General features: G+C 29.0%; 18 protein-coding genes. 11 read left to right on the top strand and 7 right to left on the bottom strand.

Annotated features, from left to right (window positions below; all coding sequences use genetic code 11):
- Positions 1–108: 108 nt before the first annotated feature.
- On the bottom strand, positions 109–1584 hold the full coding sequence (locus A966_RS02665) for a leucyl aminopeptidase family protein (protein ID WP_008722255.1): 1476 nt from the start codon (positions 1582–1584) through the stop codon (positions 109–111).
- 171 nt (positions 1585–1755) lie between these two features.
- On the opposite strand from A966_RS02665, the gene A966_RS02660 reads away from it, so the two are divergent.
- The 10 genes from A966_RS02660 to A966_RS02615 all read left to right on the top strand — a co-directional run bounded on the left by A966_RS02660 (position 1756) and on the right by A966_RS02615 (position 13171).
- Entirely contained in the window at positions 1756–2253 is a 498-nt protein-coding gene (locus A966_RS02660) for a hypothetical protein (protein ID WP_008722254.1), read from the top strand.
- 198 nt (positions 2254–2451) lie between these two features.
- A complete protein-coding gene (locus A966_RS02655; protein WP_008722252.1) occupies positions 2452–2952 on the top strand; it encodes a hypothetical protein in 501 nt (166 codons plus the stop codon).
- A gap of 72 nt (positions 2953–3024) precedes the next feature.
- Positions 3025–3804 (top strand): SDR family NAD(P)-dependent oxidoreductase, encoded by a 780-nt coding sequence (locus tag A966_RS02650; protein WP_008722250.1) that lies wholly within the window; start codon positions 3025–3027, stop codon positions 3802–3804.
- Positions 3805–3838: 34 nt separating this feature from the next.
- A complete protein-coding gene (locus A966_RS02645) occupies positions 3839–5854 on the top strand; it encodes a hypothetical protein (RefSeq protein WP_008722247.1) in 2016 nt (671 codons plus the stop codon).
- 24 nt (positions 5855–5878) lie between these two features.
- Positions 5879–6811: a lysophospholipid acyltransferase family protein gene (locus A966_RS02640; protein ID WP_008722244.1), complete on the top strand. Its 933-nt coding sequence runs from the start codon at positions 5879–5881 to the stop codon at positions 6809–6811.
- A gap of 254 nt (positions 6812–7065) precedes the next feature.
- Complete coding sequence (locus tag A966_RS02635) at positions 7066–8577, top strand: Do family serine endopeptidase (RefSeq protein WP_008722242.1); 1512 nt, start codon at positions 7066–7068, stop codon at positions 8575–8577.
- Positions 8578–8793: 216 nt separating this feature from the next.
- Entirely contained in the window at positions 8794–11397 is a 2604-nt protein-coding gene (gene alaS, locus A966_RS02630; protein ID WP_008722239.1) for an alanine--tRNA ligase, read from the top strand.
- A gap of 8 nt (positions 11398–11405) precedes the next feature.
- Positions 11406–12071, top strand: a complete 666-nt coding sequence (locus tag A966_RS02625) for a HEAT repeat domain-containing protein (protein WP_039955504.1) — start codon at positions 11406–11408, stop codon at positions 12069–12071.
- Positions 12072–12098: 27 nt separating this feature from the next.
- Positions 12099–12881: a hypothetical protein gene (locus A966_RS02620; protein WP_008722235.1), complete on the top strand. Its 783-nt coding sequence runs from the start codon at positions 12099–12101 to the stop codon at positions 12879–12881.
- On the top strand, positions 12881–13171 hold the full coding sequence (locus A966_RS02615; RefSeq protein ID WP_008722233.1) for a hypothetical protein: 291 nt from the start codon (positions 12881–12883) through the stop codon (positions 13169–13171). The genes A966_RS02620 and A966_RS02615 overlap by 1 nt, the downstream gene beginning before the upstream one ends.
- A gap of 62 nt (positions 13172–13233) precedes the next feature.
- On the opposite strand, the gene A966_RS02610 is transcribed toward A966_RS02615, so the two are convergent.
- From A966_RS02610 to A966_RS02600, 3 genes are read right to left on the bottom strand one after another with little or no spacing between them, the layout of a single operon-like run.
- A complete protein-coding gene (locus A966_RS02610; RefSeq protein WP_008722227.1) occupies positions 13234–13653 on the bottom strand; it encodes a C-GCAxxG-C-C family (seleno)protein in 420 nt (139 codons plus the stop codon).
- 14 nt (positions 13654–13667) lie between these two features.
- Positions 13668–14645, bottom strand: coding sequence for a beta-ketoacyl-ACP synthase III (locus A966_RS02605; protein WP_008722225.1), 978 nt, complete (start codon positions 14643–14645; stop codon positions 13668–13670).
- Positions 14646–14685: 40 nt separating this feature from the next.
- Positions 14686–15315 carry a queuosine precursor transporter gene (locus tag A966_RS02600; protein ID WP_008722223.1) on the bottom strand — a complete coding sequence of 210 codons (630 nt, stop codon included), beginning with the start codon at positions 15313–15315 and terminating at the stop codon, positions 14686–14688.
- Between the two features lie 319 nt (positions 15316–15634).
- Between A966_RS02600 and A966_RS02595 the strand changes: the two genes are divergently transcribed.
- Positions 15635–17269, top strand: a complete 1635-nt coding sequence (locus A966_RS02595; RefSeq protein ID WP_008722221.1) for a restriction endonuclease — start codon at positions 15635–15637, stop codon at positions 17267–17269.
- Positions 17270–17336: 67 nt separating this feature from the next.
- Here A966_RS02595 and A966_RS02590 read toward each other — a convergent pair whose 3' ends face one another.
- The 3 genes from A966_RS02590 to A966_RS02580 all read right to left on the bottom strand — a co-directional run bounded on the left by A966_RS02590 (position 17337) and on the right by A966_RS02580 (position 21011).
- On the bottom strand, positions 17337–18269 hold the full coding sequence (locus A966_RS02590) for a tetratricopeptide repeat protein (RefSeq protein ID WP_008722219.1): 933 nt from the start codon (positions 18267–18269) through the stop codon (positions 17337–17339).
- A gap of 79 nt (positions 18270–18348) precedes the next feature.
- Positions 18349–19296, bottom strand: a complete 948-nt coding sequence (locus A966_RS02585) for an EFR1 family ferrodoxin (RefSeq protein WP_008722217.1) — start codon at positions 19294–19296, stop codon at positions 18349–18351.
- Positions 19297–19451: 155 nt separating this feature from the next.
- The gene (locus A966_RS02580) at positions 19452–21011 is read right to left on the bottom strand and encodes an NAD-dependent epimerase/dehydratase family protein (protein WP_008722215.1); all 1560 of its coding nucleotides are present in this window, start codon (positions 21009–21011) and stop codon (positions 19452–19454) included.
- Positions 21012–21075 lie beyond the last annotated feature (64 nt).

Genomic DNA, 21075 nt, shown 5'->3' with positions numbered 1-21075 from the left:
ATATAATACATTGAACATAATAACAATATTATAAAAAAATAATCATAGCATTTTATAAAAACACTATGATTATTTTATAAACAACTAATAAAAATTAATATTTAATAATTAAAACTTATCTATATCAACAAGTTTTTCTACTGTTTTAGCGAGAAGATATACACCTACTCCTGTAGCACCTTTAGATATATATTTCACATTTACATCACTCATATCAGTACCTGCTATATCTAAATGTGCCCATCTTGCTCCTTCTGTAAAATAGGATAAAAACTGTCCGGCGGTTATAGCTCCGGCATATCTTCCGCCTGAATTTTTTATATCAGCAACATCAGATTTTATATCTTCTTTATATTCTTCAAACATAGGAAATTCCCATACTCTCTCATAAGTATCGTCCCCAGCATCTTTTAAAGCAGTTGATAAAGCAGCATCATTAGACATAAGTCCTGAAGCATGTTTTCCTAAAGCTATTGAGCAGGCCCCTGTTAAAGTGGCAATATCTATCACAAAATCTGGATTATATTTTTTTATTCCATAAGCCAAAGCATCGGCAAGTATAAGTCTTCCTTCAGCATCTGTATTAACTACCTCTACAGTAACACCATTATACATTTTTAATATATCGCCTGGGTTTATAGCAGCACTTCCTGTTTTATTATCTGTTAAAGGGCATATTACTGTAACATTTGCCTCTAAATTCATATCAGATATTAAAAATAAAGCCCCGCAAACAGCAGCAGCACCAGCCATATCATCTTTCATACCAAGCATACTAGTACTAGGTTTTAAAATCATTCCGCCTGTATCAAAAGTAATACCTTTTCCTACCAATAATATATGTTTTTTGGCCTTAGCTTTTTTGTACTGGGCAACAAATACTCTAGGAGGATTTTTACTTCCGGCATTAACCCCTAATATTCCATTCATACCAAGATTTTTCAATTCTTTTTCAGTAAGAACTGAAGTACTTATTTTTCTGCTTTCAGCCTGTTTTTTAGCTCTATCTACAAATGTCAAAGAATTTATAACATTGCTAGGCTCATTAACCATATCTCTTGCCCAAAATACGCTGTTTGCTATTTGTTCAGCTTTAGATATAGCATTTTCAGTATCTTTTTTATGCTCAGAAACTAAAAGTATATTTTTAATATTGGCTAGTTCTTTTAATCTTTTATCACCTAAATAATTATCAAAACTATAAGAGGAAAGAAGTATACCCAAACAAAACTGAACATATGATTCTTCAGAAGCTATTTCAGCAAATAATTCAGCCATATCCACTTCTATATCATCTATATGCAAATCTTTCATTATCTTAACTAATGAAGCACCGGCATTCTTCCAAGTTTCATACATATAATTTTTTACTTCTTTATATGTTATATAAATTACTCTGGTATTGCTGGCAAAAGCAAAAGCAAAAGGAGTAGAAGTATTATAATATTTATCTTTTACCAAATCATTAAATAACTTTATATACTCTTCATTAAATGAACATACTTTAAGCTGCTCTTTCTCTACTTTTACAAATACAGCTACAGTATGTTTTTTAATGAAATTGATGGTATGTTTTAATTTCATTTTTTGTTCCTCTATGATTTTAAAATAACTTTCGATTAATAATTATATATAATGTTTATTTTATGTCAATTATAATATAAAAAAATATTATAAAAGATATTGCAATATACTTCTAAAGGTATATAATCGCATATAAATTTGAATATCATTACTTTAGGAGGTTTATAATATATGATAAGAAAAATATTTAGCTTTATTATTTCTATTTCTCTAGTATTATTTATAATATCATGCGGAAGCGGTGTAAGCAAAAGCCACCCAGAAGGCTGGATTAACGATGACACATTTAGAGTGATGGGTATGGGATCTCCATCAGATGATATAGATGATAAATTCAGAAGAGAAGTAGTAGCAAAACAAGCAGCTGAATTGGATGCTAAAAATAAAATCGCTGCTAAAATTGTAGGTTCTTATATAGAATCTTTAAGCTCTACTGAAAAAGGCATGATAGATGAGTATGTTATACAGGAAAGAGTTGCAGGAAGAATAAGAGGTACTTCTGTTGTAGAAACTCAATGGGATTCTAAGCAAAATTGTACTGTGGTTATGGAATTATATTCAAAAAATCTAAAAAAACAAATGGATAATTTAGTAACTCAATACCTTAATGAAGTAGGAATGCAATATACAGCTCAGGATGTTGCTGGAATGGTAAGAACTTATGAATAATAATAATAAATAAGATACAGTGAGGGCTCCTTAATGGGAGCCTTTATTATTTTTTTAGTTAAAAATGTTGATAGATAATTATTAAAACAGCTATTTTTATTATATTTATATTGCATGGTAATAAAAATTATTTTTTATGCTATTGCAATATAGTATTCAAAATATATAATACTAAAATAAAATTAGGAAGGATTAAATATGAAATTTATAAAATTATTTATTATTGTATTAATGTTTTCACTGCTAGTTATTTCATGCGGAAGCGGTGTAAGCAAGACAAGACCGGAAGGTTGGATTAATGACGATACATTCAGGGTAATGGGAATGGGTTCTCCTGCAAAAGATATAGATTCAGATGATAAATTCAGGAGAGAACTTACTTCCAAACAAGCAGCTGAATTGGATGCTAAAAATAAAATTGTATCAAGAATTGTTGGTTCTTATATAGAATCTTTAAGCTCTACTGAAAAAGGCATGATAGATGAGTATGTTATACAAGAAAGAGTTGCCGGAAGAATAAGAGGAGCTTCTGTTGTAGAAACTCAATGGGATTCTCAGCAAAATTGTACTGTGGTTATGGAGCTTTATTCTAAAGGTTTAAAAAAACAGGTAGATGCCTTAATCACAAAATATCTTAATGAGGTTGGTATGCAGTATACTGCCCAAGATGTTGCCGGAATGGTAGAAACTCATAATTAATAATGATTTTACATATAATTGCAGACATAATCTGCAAATAATTTTTATTATCAATGACAAAAGGAATGAATTATGTATATAGAAAATATTAAAGGAAGAATTGCATTTGTATCAGGTGCAAGTGCAGGTATTGGGGAAGCTGTAGCTAAAATGCTTGCTTCTAATGGGGTTAATCTTATATTGGCTGCAAGAAGAATAGAAAAACTTGAGGCTTTAAAAAATGAATTAGAAAAAAATCATAATGTAAAAGTAAAAGTAATAAAATTAGATTTCTCCAAACCTGAAGATATAGTAAAAGCTGTAGATTCTCTTAAAGATGAAGAGAAAAAAATAGATATACTTATAAATAATGCTGGTTTAGCTCTAGGTAAAGACTTATATTATAATAATCCCATAGAAGATTCGCTTCAAATGATTAGAGTTAATTGCGAGGGCTTAATAGTATTAACAAGACTTTTGCTTCCATACATATTAGAAAGTAAACATGGCCATATAGTAAATCTTTCATCTACTGCTGCTGATGAGGCTTATAGCGGAGGTGCTATATACTGTGCAACTAAATCTTTCGTTGAAATGTTCGGAGATAGCTTGAGAGTAGAATTAATTGACAAGCCTGTGAAAATAACAAATATAAAGCCTGGTGCCGTTAATACAGAGTTTTCTACTGTAAGATTTAAAGGCGATAAAGAAAAAGCGGATAATGTATACAAAGGATTTAATCCTTTATATGCTGAAGATATAGCCGATAATATAGAGTATGTATTAACTAGAAAAAGTCATGTACAAATTTCAAGCATGACTATAATGGCAGAAAATCAAGGAAGTGCTACTATAATACATAAAAGCAAATAATATACTTATAATATATACTTAGGGAGTTTTATTTATGGGCGATATAGATAACACTAGAGACAGACTAAAGTTAGATGAACTTAATAAAGATGCCAGAAAAGATTTATTTAATAAATTTGTAGATGCAGGCGGTGAGGTAGTAGCAGATAAAAAAAGAGATAATATACTTGTCGGATCATCAAAAAAAAGCCAAAATACATTGGTAGGAGGAAATAATAATAAAAATTCCAAAGGTTCAAACAATTATAGTACCAAAAGCGACAGTAAAGATAAAAATTCTAAAACTTCTTCTGCTGTAGGAACTGCTCAAAATAAAAAAAATAACGGATTATTTTTTAATATTAAATTATGGTTTAATGCCTTAAGTTCCGGTGTAATCACATTAATGGGCGGAAATGTTAATCCTAAATTCTTAAACTTCATAGATAAAAATGTTATATCTGCACTTTTAGAAATGGATACTTTAATATTTAATGCTTTAAACCCTAGTGAAGCTTCTGATATAGATGCTAAAGCTAAACATGAAAAAGTAATCTCTCAATTTGCTAAAACTTTAGATGATTTGGAATTACTAGAAAGAATAAAAGATCAGTATAATGAAAATGTATATAAAAACTTTTTAAGACCATATAAAGAATTAAACAGCACTGTTATAGCTGAAAGTTATGTAAAAGAAATAAAAGCTATGTTCAGACCGCTTTATATACTTCATACTTATTCTTCAAGAATAAAATTAGCCGGAGAAAAAGCTATGTTTGCTTATGCTATGGTTGATAATATAAGCAAAGGAATTGTAAACTCAAGAATATCCGCTTTTAAAAGAGCAGTAGATTTGATATATAGTAAATATTATCCTAAACTATTGTCCCTTTTACAGTATGCTTCTAAAGAATCATTAGAAAATATAAATGATTTTAATCGTTATCTAAATATTACAGAGGAAGATATATTAGGATATTATACAAAATTAAGAAAAGAAAAAGAGAAACTGCAGGCTACTAAAATTGAAGAAGCTAAAGAAAATATTGGAAAGAAAAAAGATAATGAAGAAGAAAAATTGGGTAAAGTAGAGGCTATAGGAGTAAAACTAATAGAAAAATGCGTATCATTCAAAAAATCTGACAACAATATAGAATATGAAGCAGATCCGTTTTTCGTTGTACCTGTAAAAGATAAAATATATAGAATAAAAGTATTAATAGACTTTTTAGACAGGGAATATTCTGCCGTTTTTGTTTCTAATAAGGTTAAATACAATTTAGTTTATGATAATCAGGTAAGAACAGATTATAAAAATGATTTTAATAATATATTTTTATCATTATCAGATACAAATTCAAGATTAAATGAATACAGCGAACTTTGCAGAACAATAAATAAAGTAGAAGAAGATAAAACTATGCGTTTTGAACAGAGAGTTTCAATGCTTTCAGATAAAAACGGTCAGCGTTCTTATTTAGCTAAAAACTTGAGAAACACATTTATATCAATAATATCACCTTTCAAAAAGAAGTTAGATAAATTATTATTAGATAAAGAAGAGAGAGAAAGAATAATAGAAAACCCTAATGATATACTAACCTTCTCTGCAGAAATTGGAAAGTCCAAAAAAAGAATACAGGGATATAATGTAATGAAAGCATTGACAGAAGCATATTATTTTATATCCGGATTTAATTACTTAATAACACAGGGAGAATTATCAGGATCAGGTATTCTAATAGAAGGCGATGATGATGAATCAGATACAATCAATGCAGAAAAACAGGTAAATACTGAATCTGCAAAAGACACTAATGATAAAGCAGAGAGTGTTAATAATGTTGAAGCTGCTGTATCTAGTGCAGAAAATGACAATAATGAAAATAATAGTATAGAAAATAATGATGAAAATCAGGCTTCTGAAGATGAAAAGTCAAATTCTAATACTGAAAATGAGTCTGAAAATGTATCAGAATCAAATGAAATAAAATTAGAAAATGACGAATTTGATGAATCTTTAGAAGATGAAGATTTGTTTGAAGATAAAGAAAAAGAAAATAAAGATTAAAAATATTAAATATAAGAGGTTATTTTGGCTTATAAATCCCCAAAAGTTGTAATGCTTGAATATATTCCACTTCGTATATTGATGGAAATAATAGCATTTACACCGTACATTATAGTAATATTATTTGCTAAGGTTATAGGAAGTTTAATGTACTATTTTGCACCAGGTGTGAGAAAAACTGCCTTAATTAATTTAAAACAGGCATTTCCAAATAAAAGTTTTCATGAAAGAAAAATAATTGCAAAACGTTCTATGAAATCTATGATAATGACTTTTGCCGAGTTTATTAAATCATCAAGAATGTCAGATGAGCAAATATTAAAAAGAATAAAAATAGAAGGTCAGGACAAATTTGATGAAGCTATGAATGAGAAAAAAAGAGGTATTGTAGCTATTACAGGACATATAGGAAATTGGGAGTATATAGCTTTTTATTTTGCTATCAAAGGATATAATCCCGGAGTAATATTCCGTCCTCTTGATAATCCGAAATTAGATGCTTATATGCGTTCTTGGAGAGAGAAAAGAGGTATGAAATGTATATCAAGATGGGGCGATTTGAGGGAAATATTTCATGTATTAAATAATAATTCGCCTGTTGCTTTTTTATGCGATCAAAATTATTTAGACGGTATTTTTGTAGATTTCTTTGGATATCCGGCTGCCACAGCAGTAGGTCCTGTTGCTATAGCTATGAAAACAGGTTCGCCAATGGCTATACTTTATAGTTTGCCTGACAGATATGGTCATCATAAAATAATAGTTTATGACATAATGTACATAGAACAAAAAGAAACTAAAGAAGAAACTATAAAACATAATGTTCAAAGATACACAAAAAAATTGGAGGAAATAATCTCAAAACACCCTGAAAATTGGCTTTGGGTTCATCCAAGATGGAATACAAGACCTAATGGAGAGCCTGAAATTTTTTATAAAAACAATAATTATAAATAGTTTTTTACTTTGTTTTTTTTCATAGGTTTATATTATATATTAAATGTACTAAAACGATAATAATTGTCAGAATAAAATTATATAAGTTTCTTAATTTTACAAATAATGAGGTAATAATCTTCATATAAAATTTTCGATTTTATTTTTTTAAGTTTTTTATTTAAAAATTAATATTTTTTTACTATAATAAAGTTGTGGCAAATTATTGAAATTTTAGTCTATAAAAAATACATTAAATCGGAGGTTATGAGTACATGGAGCAAAAAAAACGTTCATTTATGTTCTTTTTAAATCTTGGGCTTACATTTACTTTAGTTGGCATAATTATTTCTTTTTTCATATTTTCTTATGAGAAAAATTATAAAAAAGATGAGTTTTTAGTTCATGCTCAGGCAGCACCTGAAAAGACAGACTTTGAAGATTCATTAGACGGAGCCTTAGCTGTAGAAAATGCTATAAGAGATGTAGTTGATAAGAACATGCCTGCTGTAGTTAATATATCTACAGAAATAGAAGCAGGTAATACTCAAGAAGACAGATATGCAGATGAATTCTTTAGATTTTTCTTCGGTGATCAAGTACCTAGACAAAGAAGAAGCCAAAAATCTTTAGGAAGCGGTTTTATAATTAATGAAGAAGGATATGTACTTTCTAATTACCATGTTGTAAAAGGTGCTACTAAAATTATGATTACTCTATATGGAGAGGATGGAGAACTTCCTGCCAAGTTAATAGGTTATGATGAGGCTTATGATTTAGCATTATTAAAAATAGAAGATGAAAACAGAACTTTCCCTTATGTTGCTTTAGGCGATAGTGATGCTATAGAGCCGGGTGAGTTTGCCATTGCTATAGGAAACCCTTACGGACTTAATAATACTGTTACTTTTGGTATAGTAAGTGCTAAAGGAAGAAGCGATGTCGGTGCTAATAAGTATCAAAGATATATACAAACTGATGTTGCTATAAATCCGGGTAACTCAGGCGGTCCTTTATTTAATATCCATGGTCAGGTTATAGGAATAAACACATTAATATACTCTACTTCAGGCGGAAGCATTGGTATAGGATTTGCTACTCCTATTAATCTTGCTACTTCAGTAATGACTGACTTAAAAGAAAATGGCAGAGTTACAAGAGGATATTTAGGTATATATTTACAAGATATTGATGAAAATCTTTCAAGAGGTTTGAATGTTAAGCAAAACAGCGGTGTTTATGTAAGCGAAGTTATACCTGATTCACCTGCTGCAAAAGGAGGCTTGCAGGACGGCGATATTATAATAGAGTACGATGGTGAAAGAATGACTAAATCAGGAGATTTATTCAATAAAGTAGCTACTACTAAGGTAGGAAAAGAGGTTAATGTTAAATATTTAAGAAATGGAAGAGAAAGAAGCACTAAAATTACTATAGAAGCTAGAGTTGAAGATGATGAAGTTGTACCTACAAGACAGTCTCAGAATAATTCGCAAGGCAGCACTCGTTCTTGGATGGGTTTAGATGTTTCTAATATCACTCCTGAAATATCTCAAAGACTTCAGATAAGAAGCAATGAGAGAGGGGTTGTAGTTCTTAATATGACTCAGAACTCTAAAGCCTATCAATACGGACTTAGACCGGGAGATGTTATCAAAGCTATTAATGGTATAACAATATCAAATACTGATGATTACGATAACTTCGTAAAATCTTATGGTAATGATAAGTCCTTTACAATAACTATAAAACGAGCTAGAATGACTTATGTTATAATTATAGAATAGTGCTTTAATAAAAGTTAATAAAAAGGAATTGCAGGTAAATATCTGCAATTCTTTTTTTTTATGTTAAATACATTATATTAATTATGTTAACTATTTTTGTATTTTGTACTTGCATTCATAATTGATTTAATATATTATTAATGGAATATATTATTTGACAATAAAAATTTAAATTTTCATATATATAAATGTTCTTAAAAATAGGAGTAGCTAATCATGACACATTTAGAATTGAGAGAAAAATTTAAAGAGTTTTTTAAAAGCAAAAAGCATGCTATAGAGAAATCATCATCTCTTATACCAATAGACGATCCCAGCCTATTATTTACAACAGCCGGAATGCTTCAATTTAAACCTTATTATGCCGGAATAAAAAAAGCCCCATATTCAAGAGTGGCAACTATACAAAAATGCTTCAGACTTTCTGATTTAGAAAATATAGGAAAAACAGCAAGACACCATACATTTTTTGAGATGTTTGGTAATTTCTGCTTTATGGGCGATTATTTCAAAAAAGAGGCTATTGAATTTGCTTGGGAATTTTCTACTCAGGTTATTAAACTTCCTATTGAAAGAATATATGTTTCTATTTATGAAAAAGATGACGATGCTTTTAAAATTTGGAATGAGCATATAGGGGTACCTAAAGAAAAAATTGTAAGACTTGGAAAAAAAGACAATTTCTGGGGACCTGCTGGAGATTCCGGAGCTTGCGGACCTTGCAGTGAGCTTTATATTGATATGGGAGAAGAAAAGGGATGCGATAATCCTAATTGTTTTGTGGGATGCGATTGCGAGAGATATTTAGAGTTCTGGAACTTAGTATTCAATGAGTTTTTTCAGGATACTGACGGCAACTTATCTCCTCTTCCGAATGTAGGTATAGATACAGGAATGGGACTTGAAAGACTTTGCTATATTACTCAGGGAGTAGAAAGCAATTATCAAACTGATGTAATGAAGCCAATAGTTGATGCAATAGCTAAAAAACTAAATGTTAAATATGATGATAAGAATAAAACCAAAATAAATCTTATAGCAGATCATTTAAGAGCATTGGTATTTGTAATATCCGAAGGCTGTACTCCTTCTAATGAAGGCAGGGGGTATGTACTTAGGAGACTTTTAAGAAGGGCTTTGAAAACTGCAAGCGATTTAGGTCATAAGGGAGCTTTCCTAAATGAGATTACATCTTCAGTGGTTAATGTATATAAAGAAATATATGATTATCTTCCTAAAGAAGAAGAAAATGTAAAAAGAATATTAAAGGAAGAAGAAAATAAATTCATAAATACAATATCAGCCGGTATGAATAAGCTTTATGCTGTAATGGAAGAAAATAAAGATAGTAAAGTAATATCAGGCAAAGATGCATTTATGCTATTTGATACTTACGGACTTCCTATAGATATAACAGAAGAAGAAGCATCAGATCATGGATTTACAGTTGATAAGGCTGGATTTGAAGAAGCTATGGAAGAGCAGAAGAAAAGGAGCAGAGGTACTGGAGAAGATAAAAGGTCTAAATTCGGATATGTTGAAAATTATGAAACTAAATATGTCGGAGAGGAAACTGATAATCTTATAAACGGAGTAAATGCAAAAATAGTTGCTGTATATGAAGATAATACCAAAAAAGATAAAACATCATCTTCAAATGCTGTCATTATTACAGATGTTTCGCCTTTCTATGGAGAGATGGGAGGACAGATTGGAGATAACGGATATATAGAAAACGGCAAAAAAGAAATAATAAAGATAATAGATACTCAAAAGAAAGAAAATACTATAATACATATAGCAGACTGCAGCGGTAATTCTTTAAGTGTAGGAGAAGAAATAAAGTTATTTGTTAATTTTGACAGAAGAAGTGCTATAAGAAAAAATCATACCGCTACACATATACTTCAAAAAGTATTAGAACTTACACTTGGAAATCATGTTAATCAGGCTGGAAGTTTTGTAAGCGATGAATACTTGAGATTCGATTTTACACACCCAGATTCAATTTCAGAAGATACATTAATAAGTATAGAAAATCAGGTTAATGAAGTAGTATTTAAATCAATGCCCGCGGTTATAAAATATATGCCTAAAGAAGAGGCTATTTCCTGCGGTGCTAAGGCTTTATTTGGAGAAAAATATCCTGATACTGTAAGAATACTCGATATAGGAAATGGTTTTTCTGTAGAGCTTTGCGGAGGAAGCCATTTGACAAATACATCTGAAGTTGGTTATTTCCATATAGTTAGTGAAGGTTCTGTGGCTAGCGGAGTTAGAAGAATAGAGGCTATCACAGGATTAAAGGCTGCTAATGAAGCTAGTAAATTATTCAGCAAAGTAAAGAATTTAGCTCATATACTTAATGCTTCAAAAACTGATGAGCTTACTGTAAGAGCAGAAAGTTTGCAAAATGAAGTAAAAAAACTGCAAAAAGAAATTAAGCAGCTTAAAACTTCAGGTGCTTCTGCTGTTTCATTTATGGATAATTTTGAAGATTTAAAAGGTATTAGATTCTATAATTTGGAGTTTAATGAAGATATAAAAGAAGTAAGGCTTTATGCTGATACTATAAAAGAAAGAGTAAAAGATAGTATTTCTGTGATGATAAGTAAAACCGATTCTTCCAACTCTATACTTGTTCAGATTACAGGAAATGCTTTAAAAGACAAAAAATTATCAGCAAATAATATTATAAAAGATATTATTGCTGCTGCAGGAGGACGCGGAGGCGGAAAAGATACTTTCGCTCAAGGTTCTATAGAAAATATAGAAAAAGCTAAAGAAGAAATTAACAAATTAAAAAGTAAATGGTTGTAAATCTTAATATGAAGAAAAATATTGCTGTTTTTATATTTGCGGTAAGTTCTATGCTTATTCTTTCATGCTCTGCTAAAGATGTTACTTTGAGAAGAATTGAAGATGTACATAAAGCAGAACAAAAACTTGCTAAGAATCCTGATGATGAAGAAACTGTATTAGAAGTTCTTAATGCAGCTCAAAACGGCGGAAGAGAAGTTCGTGCTGAAGCTATATGGGTGCTTGGAAAAATAGAAGCCGATATTGCTTACAGTGATTTTCTCCGTGCTAGTGTTGAAGACCCTGATTTTAATGTGAGATGTTTGGCTGTTTTAGGACTTGGAAGATTAGATGCTAATAATCCTGAAGCTATTGACAGAATAAAAAGAGCAATATCAGATACAGATTTACAGGTTCAAATAGAAGGACTAAAAGTAGCGGGTAGAATGAATGCTAAAGAGCTTTTAAATTCTATACTAGATAGTTTATCAAGTAAAAATAAATGGGTTAGAATGGCTGCTGTAGAAGCTTTAAAAGATTATGATGATGCTAGAGTTGACAGATCTTTAAATTTGCTGGTTTCTACAGATAAAGATTATGCTGTGAGATCTACTATCAATCAGGTAATAGAATACAGAAAAAATAAAAAAACTGAAGTTAAAGAAGAAATAGAAGAAACAGCATCAGCAAAATAATAATATAATAGAGGAAAATATATTATAATGAACAATAAAATTAATTTTCTTTTTATATTGATAATATTATCTTTTATTATTGTGTCATGTGCATCAAAATACTCTTATGTAAGAGTAGATGATATAATAGATAAAAATAGAACTATTGCAGTTGCTTCTTTTACTTTTCCAAAAAGTATGACCAATGAATATTGGGACAGATTAAAATATTTAAATACAGAAATATACACTGATTTTGTATTAAATAGCTTCATTAGTAATTTTAATTCACAAAATGAAATGGTTAAGCTAGTAACTTTGCAGGAGGCTTTAGGAAATAAAGAATTTGCTGAATTACCAAATCATTCTATATTAGGAGCTAACTATGTTGCTGCTACAGGCACTCTTGCCACTAATAGACTTTCTGAAGAAACATTAGCTTTACTTGCTGATAAAGTAGACGGAGTAATGTATGCTGAATCTGCTATGTCTTTTTGGTCTCAAAAGGTGAAAATAGATTTTGAGATTTATGATATAGAAGGAAACTATTTATGGATAGATACTTTAAATGGAGCTTCTTATTATATAATAGGAGATACAGGAGCACCTACAAGACAAACTGCTTATGAAATAGTTATAGCTGATGTTATGAAATATCAAAAAAGGCATGCTGAAGAATTATATATAGTTATAGATCAGGCTATATCAAATGGGGTAAGCGGTTTGAAAGGTAAAGTACCTTATGCATTCAATACCAATGATATTATATTCACACAAAAAACATTTAGTTTAACTAATGAAGATTATGCAAAAAAGGCGGGTATATATTAATGGCACAAAAACAAAAAATAGAATTAAACTTTAATGATGTAGATGATTTCCATTTCAAAAAAACATTAAAAGGTTATATGATAAAAATAGCAGAGGATCATTATGTTATAGGCAATGAAGATTTAGCTATTAGAGCAACAGGAAAAACACCTAAAGAGGCAGCTGAAATGCTTAAAGAACAATTTATAGTTCTTGCTAATGATATAATGTACAAATCCAAATATGCACCTTTAAGCGAAAGAGAAAGAAAAAAAGTAAATATTATCAATTCTATATGTGATATTATTTAAAATATTAATTAAAGTCTTAAATAGTGAGTATTATTATGTACTCACTATTTAAAACTTAAAAATTAATTCTTTCTATAATCTTTATATTTTTCCATTAATTCATCAAATATTTTAGCTGCTTCAAATATTAAATAATCGCATCCGTTTTCAGGGTGTCTATAATTTTCAACTAAATAATCGCAATTAATGCTATTCATTTTATCATTAAATTTATTTATATATTCTGCTTCTATTTCTTTTAAAAGAGTACCTTCATGTCCTCTATCTGCTATAAAAGCCTTAGCAAAAGCCATTATTCCGCCTGTTAATATACCGCAGGTTATACCAACAGCCATACCACCTCCGAAACCAGCCGCCAATTTTAAATCATCTCTATTTATGCCAAGCTCATAAACTTTATCAGCTCCGTAAAGCATTTTCTCAGCACAATTCAAATCTTCTGCCTTACCAAATCCTGAAGATAAATATTCATATAATGTCATAAAAAACCTCTTAATTAAAATTTAATTAAAGTAGAGCCCCAAGTAAGCCCTGCCCCAAAAGCAGTAAGAAGAACATAATCGCCCTCCTTTATAGCACCAGATTCAAAAGCCTCTGTAAAAGCTATACCAACACTAGCGGCAGATGTATTTCCATATTTCTGTATATTAATATAAAATTTATCATCGCCTAAACCTAAAGTTTTTGCAACCGCATTCATTATTCTAGTATTAGCCTGATGAGTTATTATAAGAGACAGATCTTTTAAATCTAAATCAGCATTTTTTACCGTTTTATTGATAGTTTCATCAAAAGTTGTAACAGCCTTTTTAAATACTTCAGTACCCGCCATAGTTATAGTATTTGTATTATCTTCAACATTATTCTCTGTAATAGGATTAACACTTCCGCCGCCTTTTACTATAAGTATTTCATCATTAGGCTCAGAGCCTATATCCGTTGATATAATGCCTTTAGAATCATCTTCAGAAGCCTCAAGCAAAGCACTGCTTACACCATCTCCGAATAATATAGCAGTAGATCGGTCCTCCCAATTAAGTATATCCGAACATTTTTCAGCAGCAACTATTAAAACCTTTTTACATTCTCCGCTTTCTATAAGCGAAGCAGCAGTATTTAAAGCATATATATATCCTGAGCAGGCAGCAGATATATCAAAAGCAAGACATGAATTCTTTATATTAAATGCCTTTTGAATAAGTCCCGCAGTAGATGGAAAAGTATATGATTTTGTAGAAGTAGCAACTATTACAGCATCAGCATCTTCTATTACAGCTCCCTTATCTTTTAATTTTGTCAAAGACTTTATTGCCATATCTCCTGTACTTTCTTTTTTATCTGCTATTCTTCTTTCTTCTATTCCTGTCCTTGAAACTATCCAATCATTATTAGTATCCAATTTTTTCTCTAAATCATAATTAGTTATTACATTTTCAGGTAAATATGAGGATAAATATTTAATAATAGCTTTCATAAATTTAAACTCCTCTTTTTATTTTATTAATTTTCTTAAATCAATTCTTCTCTTTTACTAAATATATCATAGGAACACTTATAACTGTAACTGCATATTTTACTATAAAATTAAATATAAATATGCCTACCAAAGCATCGAAAGGTAATGCCCCCCAGAATGCTATAACAACAAATACTAAATTATCCACAGGTATGCTGAAAGCATTGCTTATTAATACCCTAAGCCATTGATATTTCTTTGTTATCTTAGTTACAAAAAGATGATATATTTCTGTATCAACAAGCTCAGACAAAGTGGAACCTAGTATAGATGCAATAGATATTCTTAGAACAGGGCTTAAAGTCAGCTGAAAAGCCTCATTAAACTCCCAGCTTGCATCTGCAGGTATTTGAGATATTATATAAAAATAAATAGGTGAGAAAATATTGATAATTGCTGAAATTATTATAAGTTTCTGAGTATTTTTCTTTCCTATAGTTTTATGTGCCATATCTCTTATTGTAAAAGCTAAAGGATATAAAAATGTTCCTCCGTCAACAGCTAAAGTTAAAACATTAGCTATCTTTACACTTGCTATATTTGATATCATTTGACAGGCTATATAAGAACAAATAACAAGTATAGCAACAAATGAAATTTTATATTCTTCCTCTCTAATATTATCCATATTCTTAATCCATTAAAATAAGATGATATATGATATATTAAAAAAAGATTTTAGTCTATAGTTTTTTAATAATAAAAAAATCAATTTTATGTAAAAAAATTATATATTATTTGTATATTTTTATTATATTTGTTATATCAGACTTGTTTTAAAATACTTGATAAGGTTAAATGTAAAAATATTTAATCTCAAAAATTATAAAACACAATGTTTTATATGCTGCATAGCTTATTATTTTGGTATACAAACACATTGATATATGTTTACACAATTAATAAATATACAAGTCTAATGATAAGTTGTTAGGAAGGTTTTTTAAATGGTTTATATTATATTATCAGCAATAGTATTATTAGTTTTAATTATCTTAATAATAAGAAAAATTATTAGTAAGAAAAAATCACCTTCTCTTAAATATATAAAAAAACAAATAGAAGAATTAACTAATAAAATTAATGAAGATGAAAAAGATTATGTGTCGCTATATCAATTAGCAAAACTTAAAGAGCAAATAGAAGAAACAGAATCAGCTTTAAAAATGTATGAAAAATTGATGCAGGTTTCTTTCTTTAAAGAAAAAGAAGAATTGGAAATATGTAAAAAATTTGAATTGTACTATGAGAATCTGGGTAAAAATCAGGAGGCTTTTAAATATACTTTAAAAATTGCCAAATTAGATCCAAATAATATGTCTTATAATATCAAAACAGGAACCATTCTTTGTAATGAAGGATATTATATACTTGCATGCGATTACTTTAATAAGGCTATATTAAATAAAAATGAATTTAATACTGATAATCTTAAAGCTGCTGCTTTTAGTTTTTTTAAGAATAAGGACTATAAAAAATGTATTGTCTTTTTAGAAGAACTGCAAAAAATATTAATAAAAGAAAAGGATAAAGATATAGATACTGTTAATAAAACTTTAATATCAATGTATATGCTTTCTGATGAATTAAATATAGCTAGAAATTTTATAGAACAGATTATAGCTAATAAACACATTAATAATCAAGAGTATATTGATAGGATCTATTTACATGTATTATATAAAGTTCTTGATAATGAAAAGTTTGAAGAATTGTATAAAAATTTATATAAAAAATATAATATAGCAAATCCGGATAAAAAAACACATGATCTAATATTAGACTATTCATTCTATTCATATTTTTTAAGGGATATAGCTTTATCTAAAAGATTATTTGAAATTATAAAGAATTTAAATTTACCTGAATTAAATATTTATAATTTTGATATCATAATAAAATATTTATCAGATATAAATAAAGCTACAGAACAGCTTAATAAATTAAGAAATATGATGAAATTAGATAATTCTAAAAATGATAATTATGAAAAGTATGTAGCGAAAGAAGATATTGAAAATTGGGAGAGAGCTGTTGATTTATGGGAAGGTTCTTTTATAGATATAGATTATTTAAGTTCTCTTATAGAAATACAAAATAATATCAATGTAAAAAAAATATTAGATGAATTAAAAATAGATGATGATAACAATAATAATGAAGTGAGCTTGAAAATAGTTCAGAAAGTAGATAAAATTTACAATATGAATATTATAGATTTCAAAAAATTATGTCAAAATCTAATTCGTACAAAATTATCGCATTCTATAATACAGGAATATACTGACAATACTTCTAATAATGATTATGGAGATGAGGTTAATTACATAACATATAATATCAAAGGAAATAAAAAAGATACTACATTAATATCTTTCAAAAGATGGAAAAAAATCGAAGTCGGAGAATTGATTATAAGAGATTTTTTAATGATGGTTGCTGAATCCGGAGCTAAAAATGGTATATTAATACTTCCTGTGAAATTAAGCAATAGTGCTAAAAGCTATGCTTCTCATAATGATAAAGTTACCGTATATTCAAGAAATCAATTTAACAATCTTCTTAAAGAAGAAAAACTATAAAAATAAAAAAGTGATAGTCTATTTTTATAGAAACTATCACTTTTTAAAAATTAAAACTAAGTGAAATTTATTTTAACATTTCTCTGTCTACCAAATCATTAGCAGGTACATAATCATTTACTACTTGTGAGAAAACTAAAGTATCAACGAAACCTCCTCTTTTTATAGAAAGGAAAAGATCATTATATTCATTTTCAGGCATTCCTAATTTTTTCATAGTTACCGCCTTATAGAATACAGCATCATTAGCAAATCTAGTTCTAGGATATTCAGTAATTACTCTGTCAAACAAAGCTATAGCTTCCTCAAGTTCATTTTTATCATTTGAGTAAGTCTGATAAAGCATACCATTCCATAATAATGAAAGAGGCTTAAATTTTTCTATTTTTGTAAGTCCTTCTACTTTCTTAAAACATTCATCAGCTAAATCAATATTACCTCTAGCTACAATATTATTTGATTTAGAACCGCCTTTAGAAAGGAAATAATAAACTATACCTTTAAACTGATATAGCTGACCAACATCCACATCAGCAGGTAAATTATTAAAATCTAATTTATTTATATAGTTTAGAGCCTGAGTATATTCTTTATTTGCTATCATAACTCTTATCTCTCTAATTATCAAAGGATCATTTTGAGAAGTCCAAGGACTATAAAAGTTATATATAGTAGCTTTTAAAGGTCTTTTTTTGGCAGGTGCTGCAGATGCTACTGCTGTATTATCTGTCATATTAACATTTTGATTAGAATTATTATTTACAGCCTGATTATAATCAATATTATTATCCATTGCAGATGACATATCATTCGATGTATTTCCTATATCATCGGAAACTCCGCTATTAGTTTCTGCAACAACATCATTGCTTGATGAATTTTGATATTCCTTTTCTATTTCATTGATATAATCATCTTCTATATTACCTTCAGGTTTTTTACATGATATTGTAAAAACTAACAATAAACCTATTAATATTGCTAAATACTTCTTTATCATTTTCCGCTCCAAACTTATTTTTATATTGTTTTTTACATTTTCGGAAATTATAAAAAAAGCGTTAGAACAATATTTATTGTTATGATATATAATTTTCTATATTCTTATAGTATGTTTTTTGTTTATATTCTTCTTTTGAATTAAGCGAATAATCATGTATCTTTTTATCAGCATCGGCAAAATATCTATCATAAGCCTTTTTGCAGTAATTATCATGTTTAGTTTTTATACCTGTAGGCGGATTTTCAAATTTATAAACTCCATTAACTCTCCAGCCATTAAGTATGCCTATAGTTATAGCATCAACAGGACATCTGAAAGCACAGCTTGTGCACATTACACATTTATTTTTAAACTTTATATCGCCCTTTTCATCATTATAAATATTATTAACAGGACATTTCTTAACGCATAAATTACAATGAGTGCAAATCTTTTTAACTTTAAATAAATGCCCATTAACTTTCATGGCAGGGTGTTCTATCCTAAATAAAAATGCTATAAATCTGCCGAAAGGAAATTTCTTTAAAAAACTTTCTCTGCCGTCCAAAACTTCATTAGCCTCTATTACGCATAAAGCCTTAGCAGTCTTCCACATCTTAGCAGCAAACTCATCAGTATGCCTGAACATTATATTATAAGGCATTATATAATGATACTCATTAGTAAGTATATAGCCTTTATTTTTAAGCCTTGCCATCAAAGGCTCTGAAGATATATTATTAATAGTGAGAGGCTCTCCGGAAGTTTTTATAATAAATATTTTTTTCTTTTCATTATCAAATTTAGGAAAGAGTTTTATCAAATCAAAAATAGGATAAGGAGCATTGAATCCATGTATAGGATAGGCAATACCTGCATAATCATAATCTTTAATATTAGGTATATTATCAAAATTATCGCTTACACTATAAAGCAAAGTTTCAACTCCGTTTTCTTCAAATATTTTTTTATACTCTCTTGCAACCTTTTCTGTATTTCCAGTACCAGAAAAACAATATATTACAGCCTTTTTATTTTCAGACATATTTACAACCTTTTTTATATAAATTATTATTTTTTATTATTGCTAATAAAAATTGTTCGCTAAAATGTATAGCAAATTACGCTGTCCGCCTTTGGCGAATTTGCTATATGCTAACAATTTTTATATTTAGCTTTCTAATATTTAAAAAATTATTATTAATCAATTTTTTTGTAATGAGCCTTAAAATCCTCGTCAAAATAATAAAGCATATTCTCATCTTTTTCATGAGAATCATACCAAACCTGAGCAAAGAAAGGATTTTTCTTAGATAAAATATCAAAGTTCCAAGTATAGTCCGGCATGCATTCCATACACCAATGCCCTGCTTTTATAATAGTAAATGGAGAAGCCTCAAATTCATGCCCTTCAGCACAAGCCCATCTTAATTTTGTATGCAAATCTCCTTTGGTCATACTAGTGCTTAAAAGTTTACCCCCTCTAAACTCTGCAGCTTTTTTCAAATCTTCCAAATCTATTTCACTGTCTTTTTTATTTTCATCATAACCATGATTAAGAAGTTCGGCATTTTTTATATTGAGTAAAGCCTTATAGTCTATATAATTGCCTTTAGAATCTTTATTTTCAAAAAGCAGATTAAAATCCTCCCATTTTTTAGGCAAATTATCAAAAGCTTCTTCACTTCCGAATGTTGCTATAACCTTACCTTTTTCTCCGTTTTTTCTCCAATATGCAGGCGAATTAGGGTGTGATAAAAGTCTTTGTATAGCAAAAAACGATATTATAGAAGGAGGTACAAGTTTACCAAAAGCATAATACCAATGTGTTTTTCCTATTTCATTCCAATAATCTGTAACGGACTCTTTCTGATAAGAAAATAATTCTTCTAATTTGTACCCGTCATAATACCAAAGCCCATGAAAATTTCTTGTAGCATTCCAATTAGGCTTCATGTATTTTTTTGTAGAGCCTCCGATGAGTTTGAAGCCGTCATTAAAAGTGTCATATCCCAAAAGCCTATTTTCTGCCTTGCTTCCCAAATTGAAACAGCCTTTCCAAAAATAATCGTCTAATTTTCCTTTAATATCCTCTTCAATAATTCTCTTCATTAAAAGTCCGCTGTCTCTTGCAGTAGCCCACTCAAGAGGAGCATTATAACAAGTATGAAACATAAGCCCATCGCTCATATTGTCAGTAAGCATTCTATTATGAAGCATAGCAGTTTGTCTTATTATGGCCCTATTTTCTAATGATGAATCAAGAACATATCTTTCGCCTTTTAATTTTGAAAAAGAATATGCATCATAAGGACTTATCAATAAAGGATCCCCAACTCTCCCCCAAGGGTGCTTTTCATTGCGGTTGCCGTAAAGAGCTACTGTTGATATATGAACAAGTTTTGGGCGTTTTTCTTTAGGCATTTCTTCTAATATATCTACAATATGCTTAATGCCTACAAAATTAGTCAGATGTGCAAGTTTTGGGTATTTGTCAGAATTTGGAGGTATAACTGCCGCAAGATTAAGTACATAATCACAGTCTTTTAATAATTTCACACAGTCGTCTCTCTCGTATAAATATCCTATAATAATTTCAACTCTATCCCCATACTGCCTTTTAAACTTATCAGCCATTTTTTTGCTTTCTTTTCTTATAAGCACCTTTACTAATTTTATATCATCTATCTCAAATAATTGTCTTAATGTTTCAAGTCCCATATTTCCAGTAGCACCGGTTAAGGCTATTGTATATTTCATCTTATTATCCTTTTTTTATTATACTTTATTAACATAAATAAACTTCAAATACTTAAATATCAAT

Origin of the sequence: Brachyspira hampsonii 30446 (genome assembly GCF_000316195.1) — a bacterium.
In the GTDB taxonomy this organism is placed as follows: Bacteria; Spirochaetota; Brachyspiria; order Brachyspirales; family Brachyspiraceae; genus Brachyspira; species Brachyspira hampsonii_C.
The sequence above is the reverse complement of the archived record's forward strand: the minus strand, read 5'-3'. Positions and strand labels throughout refer to the sequence as shown.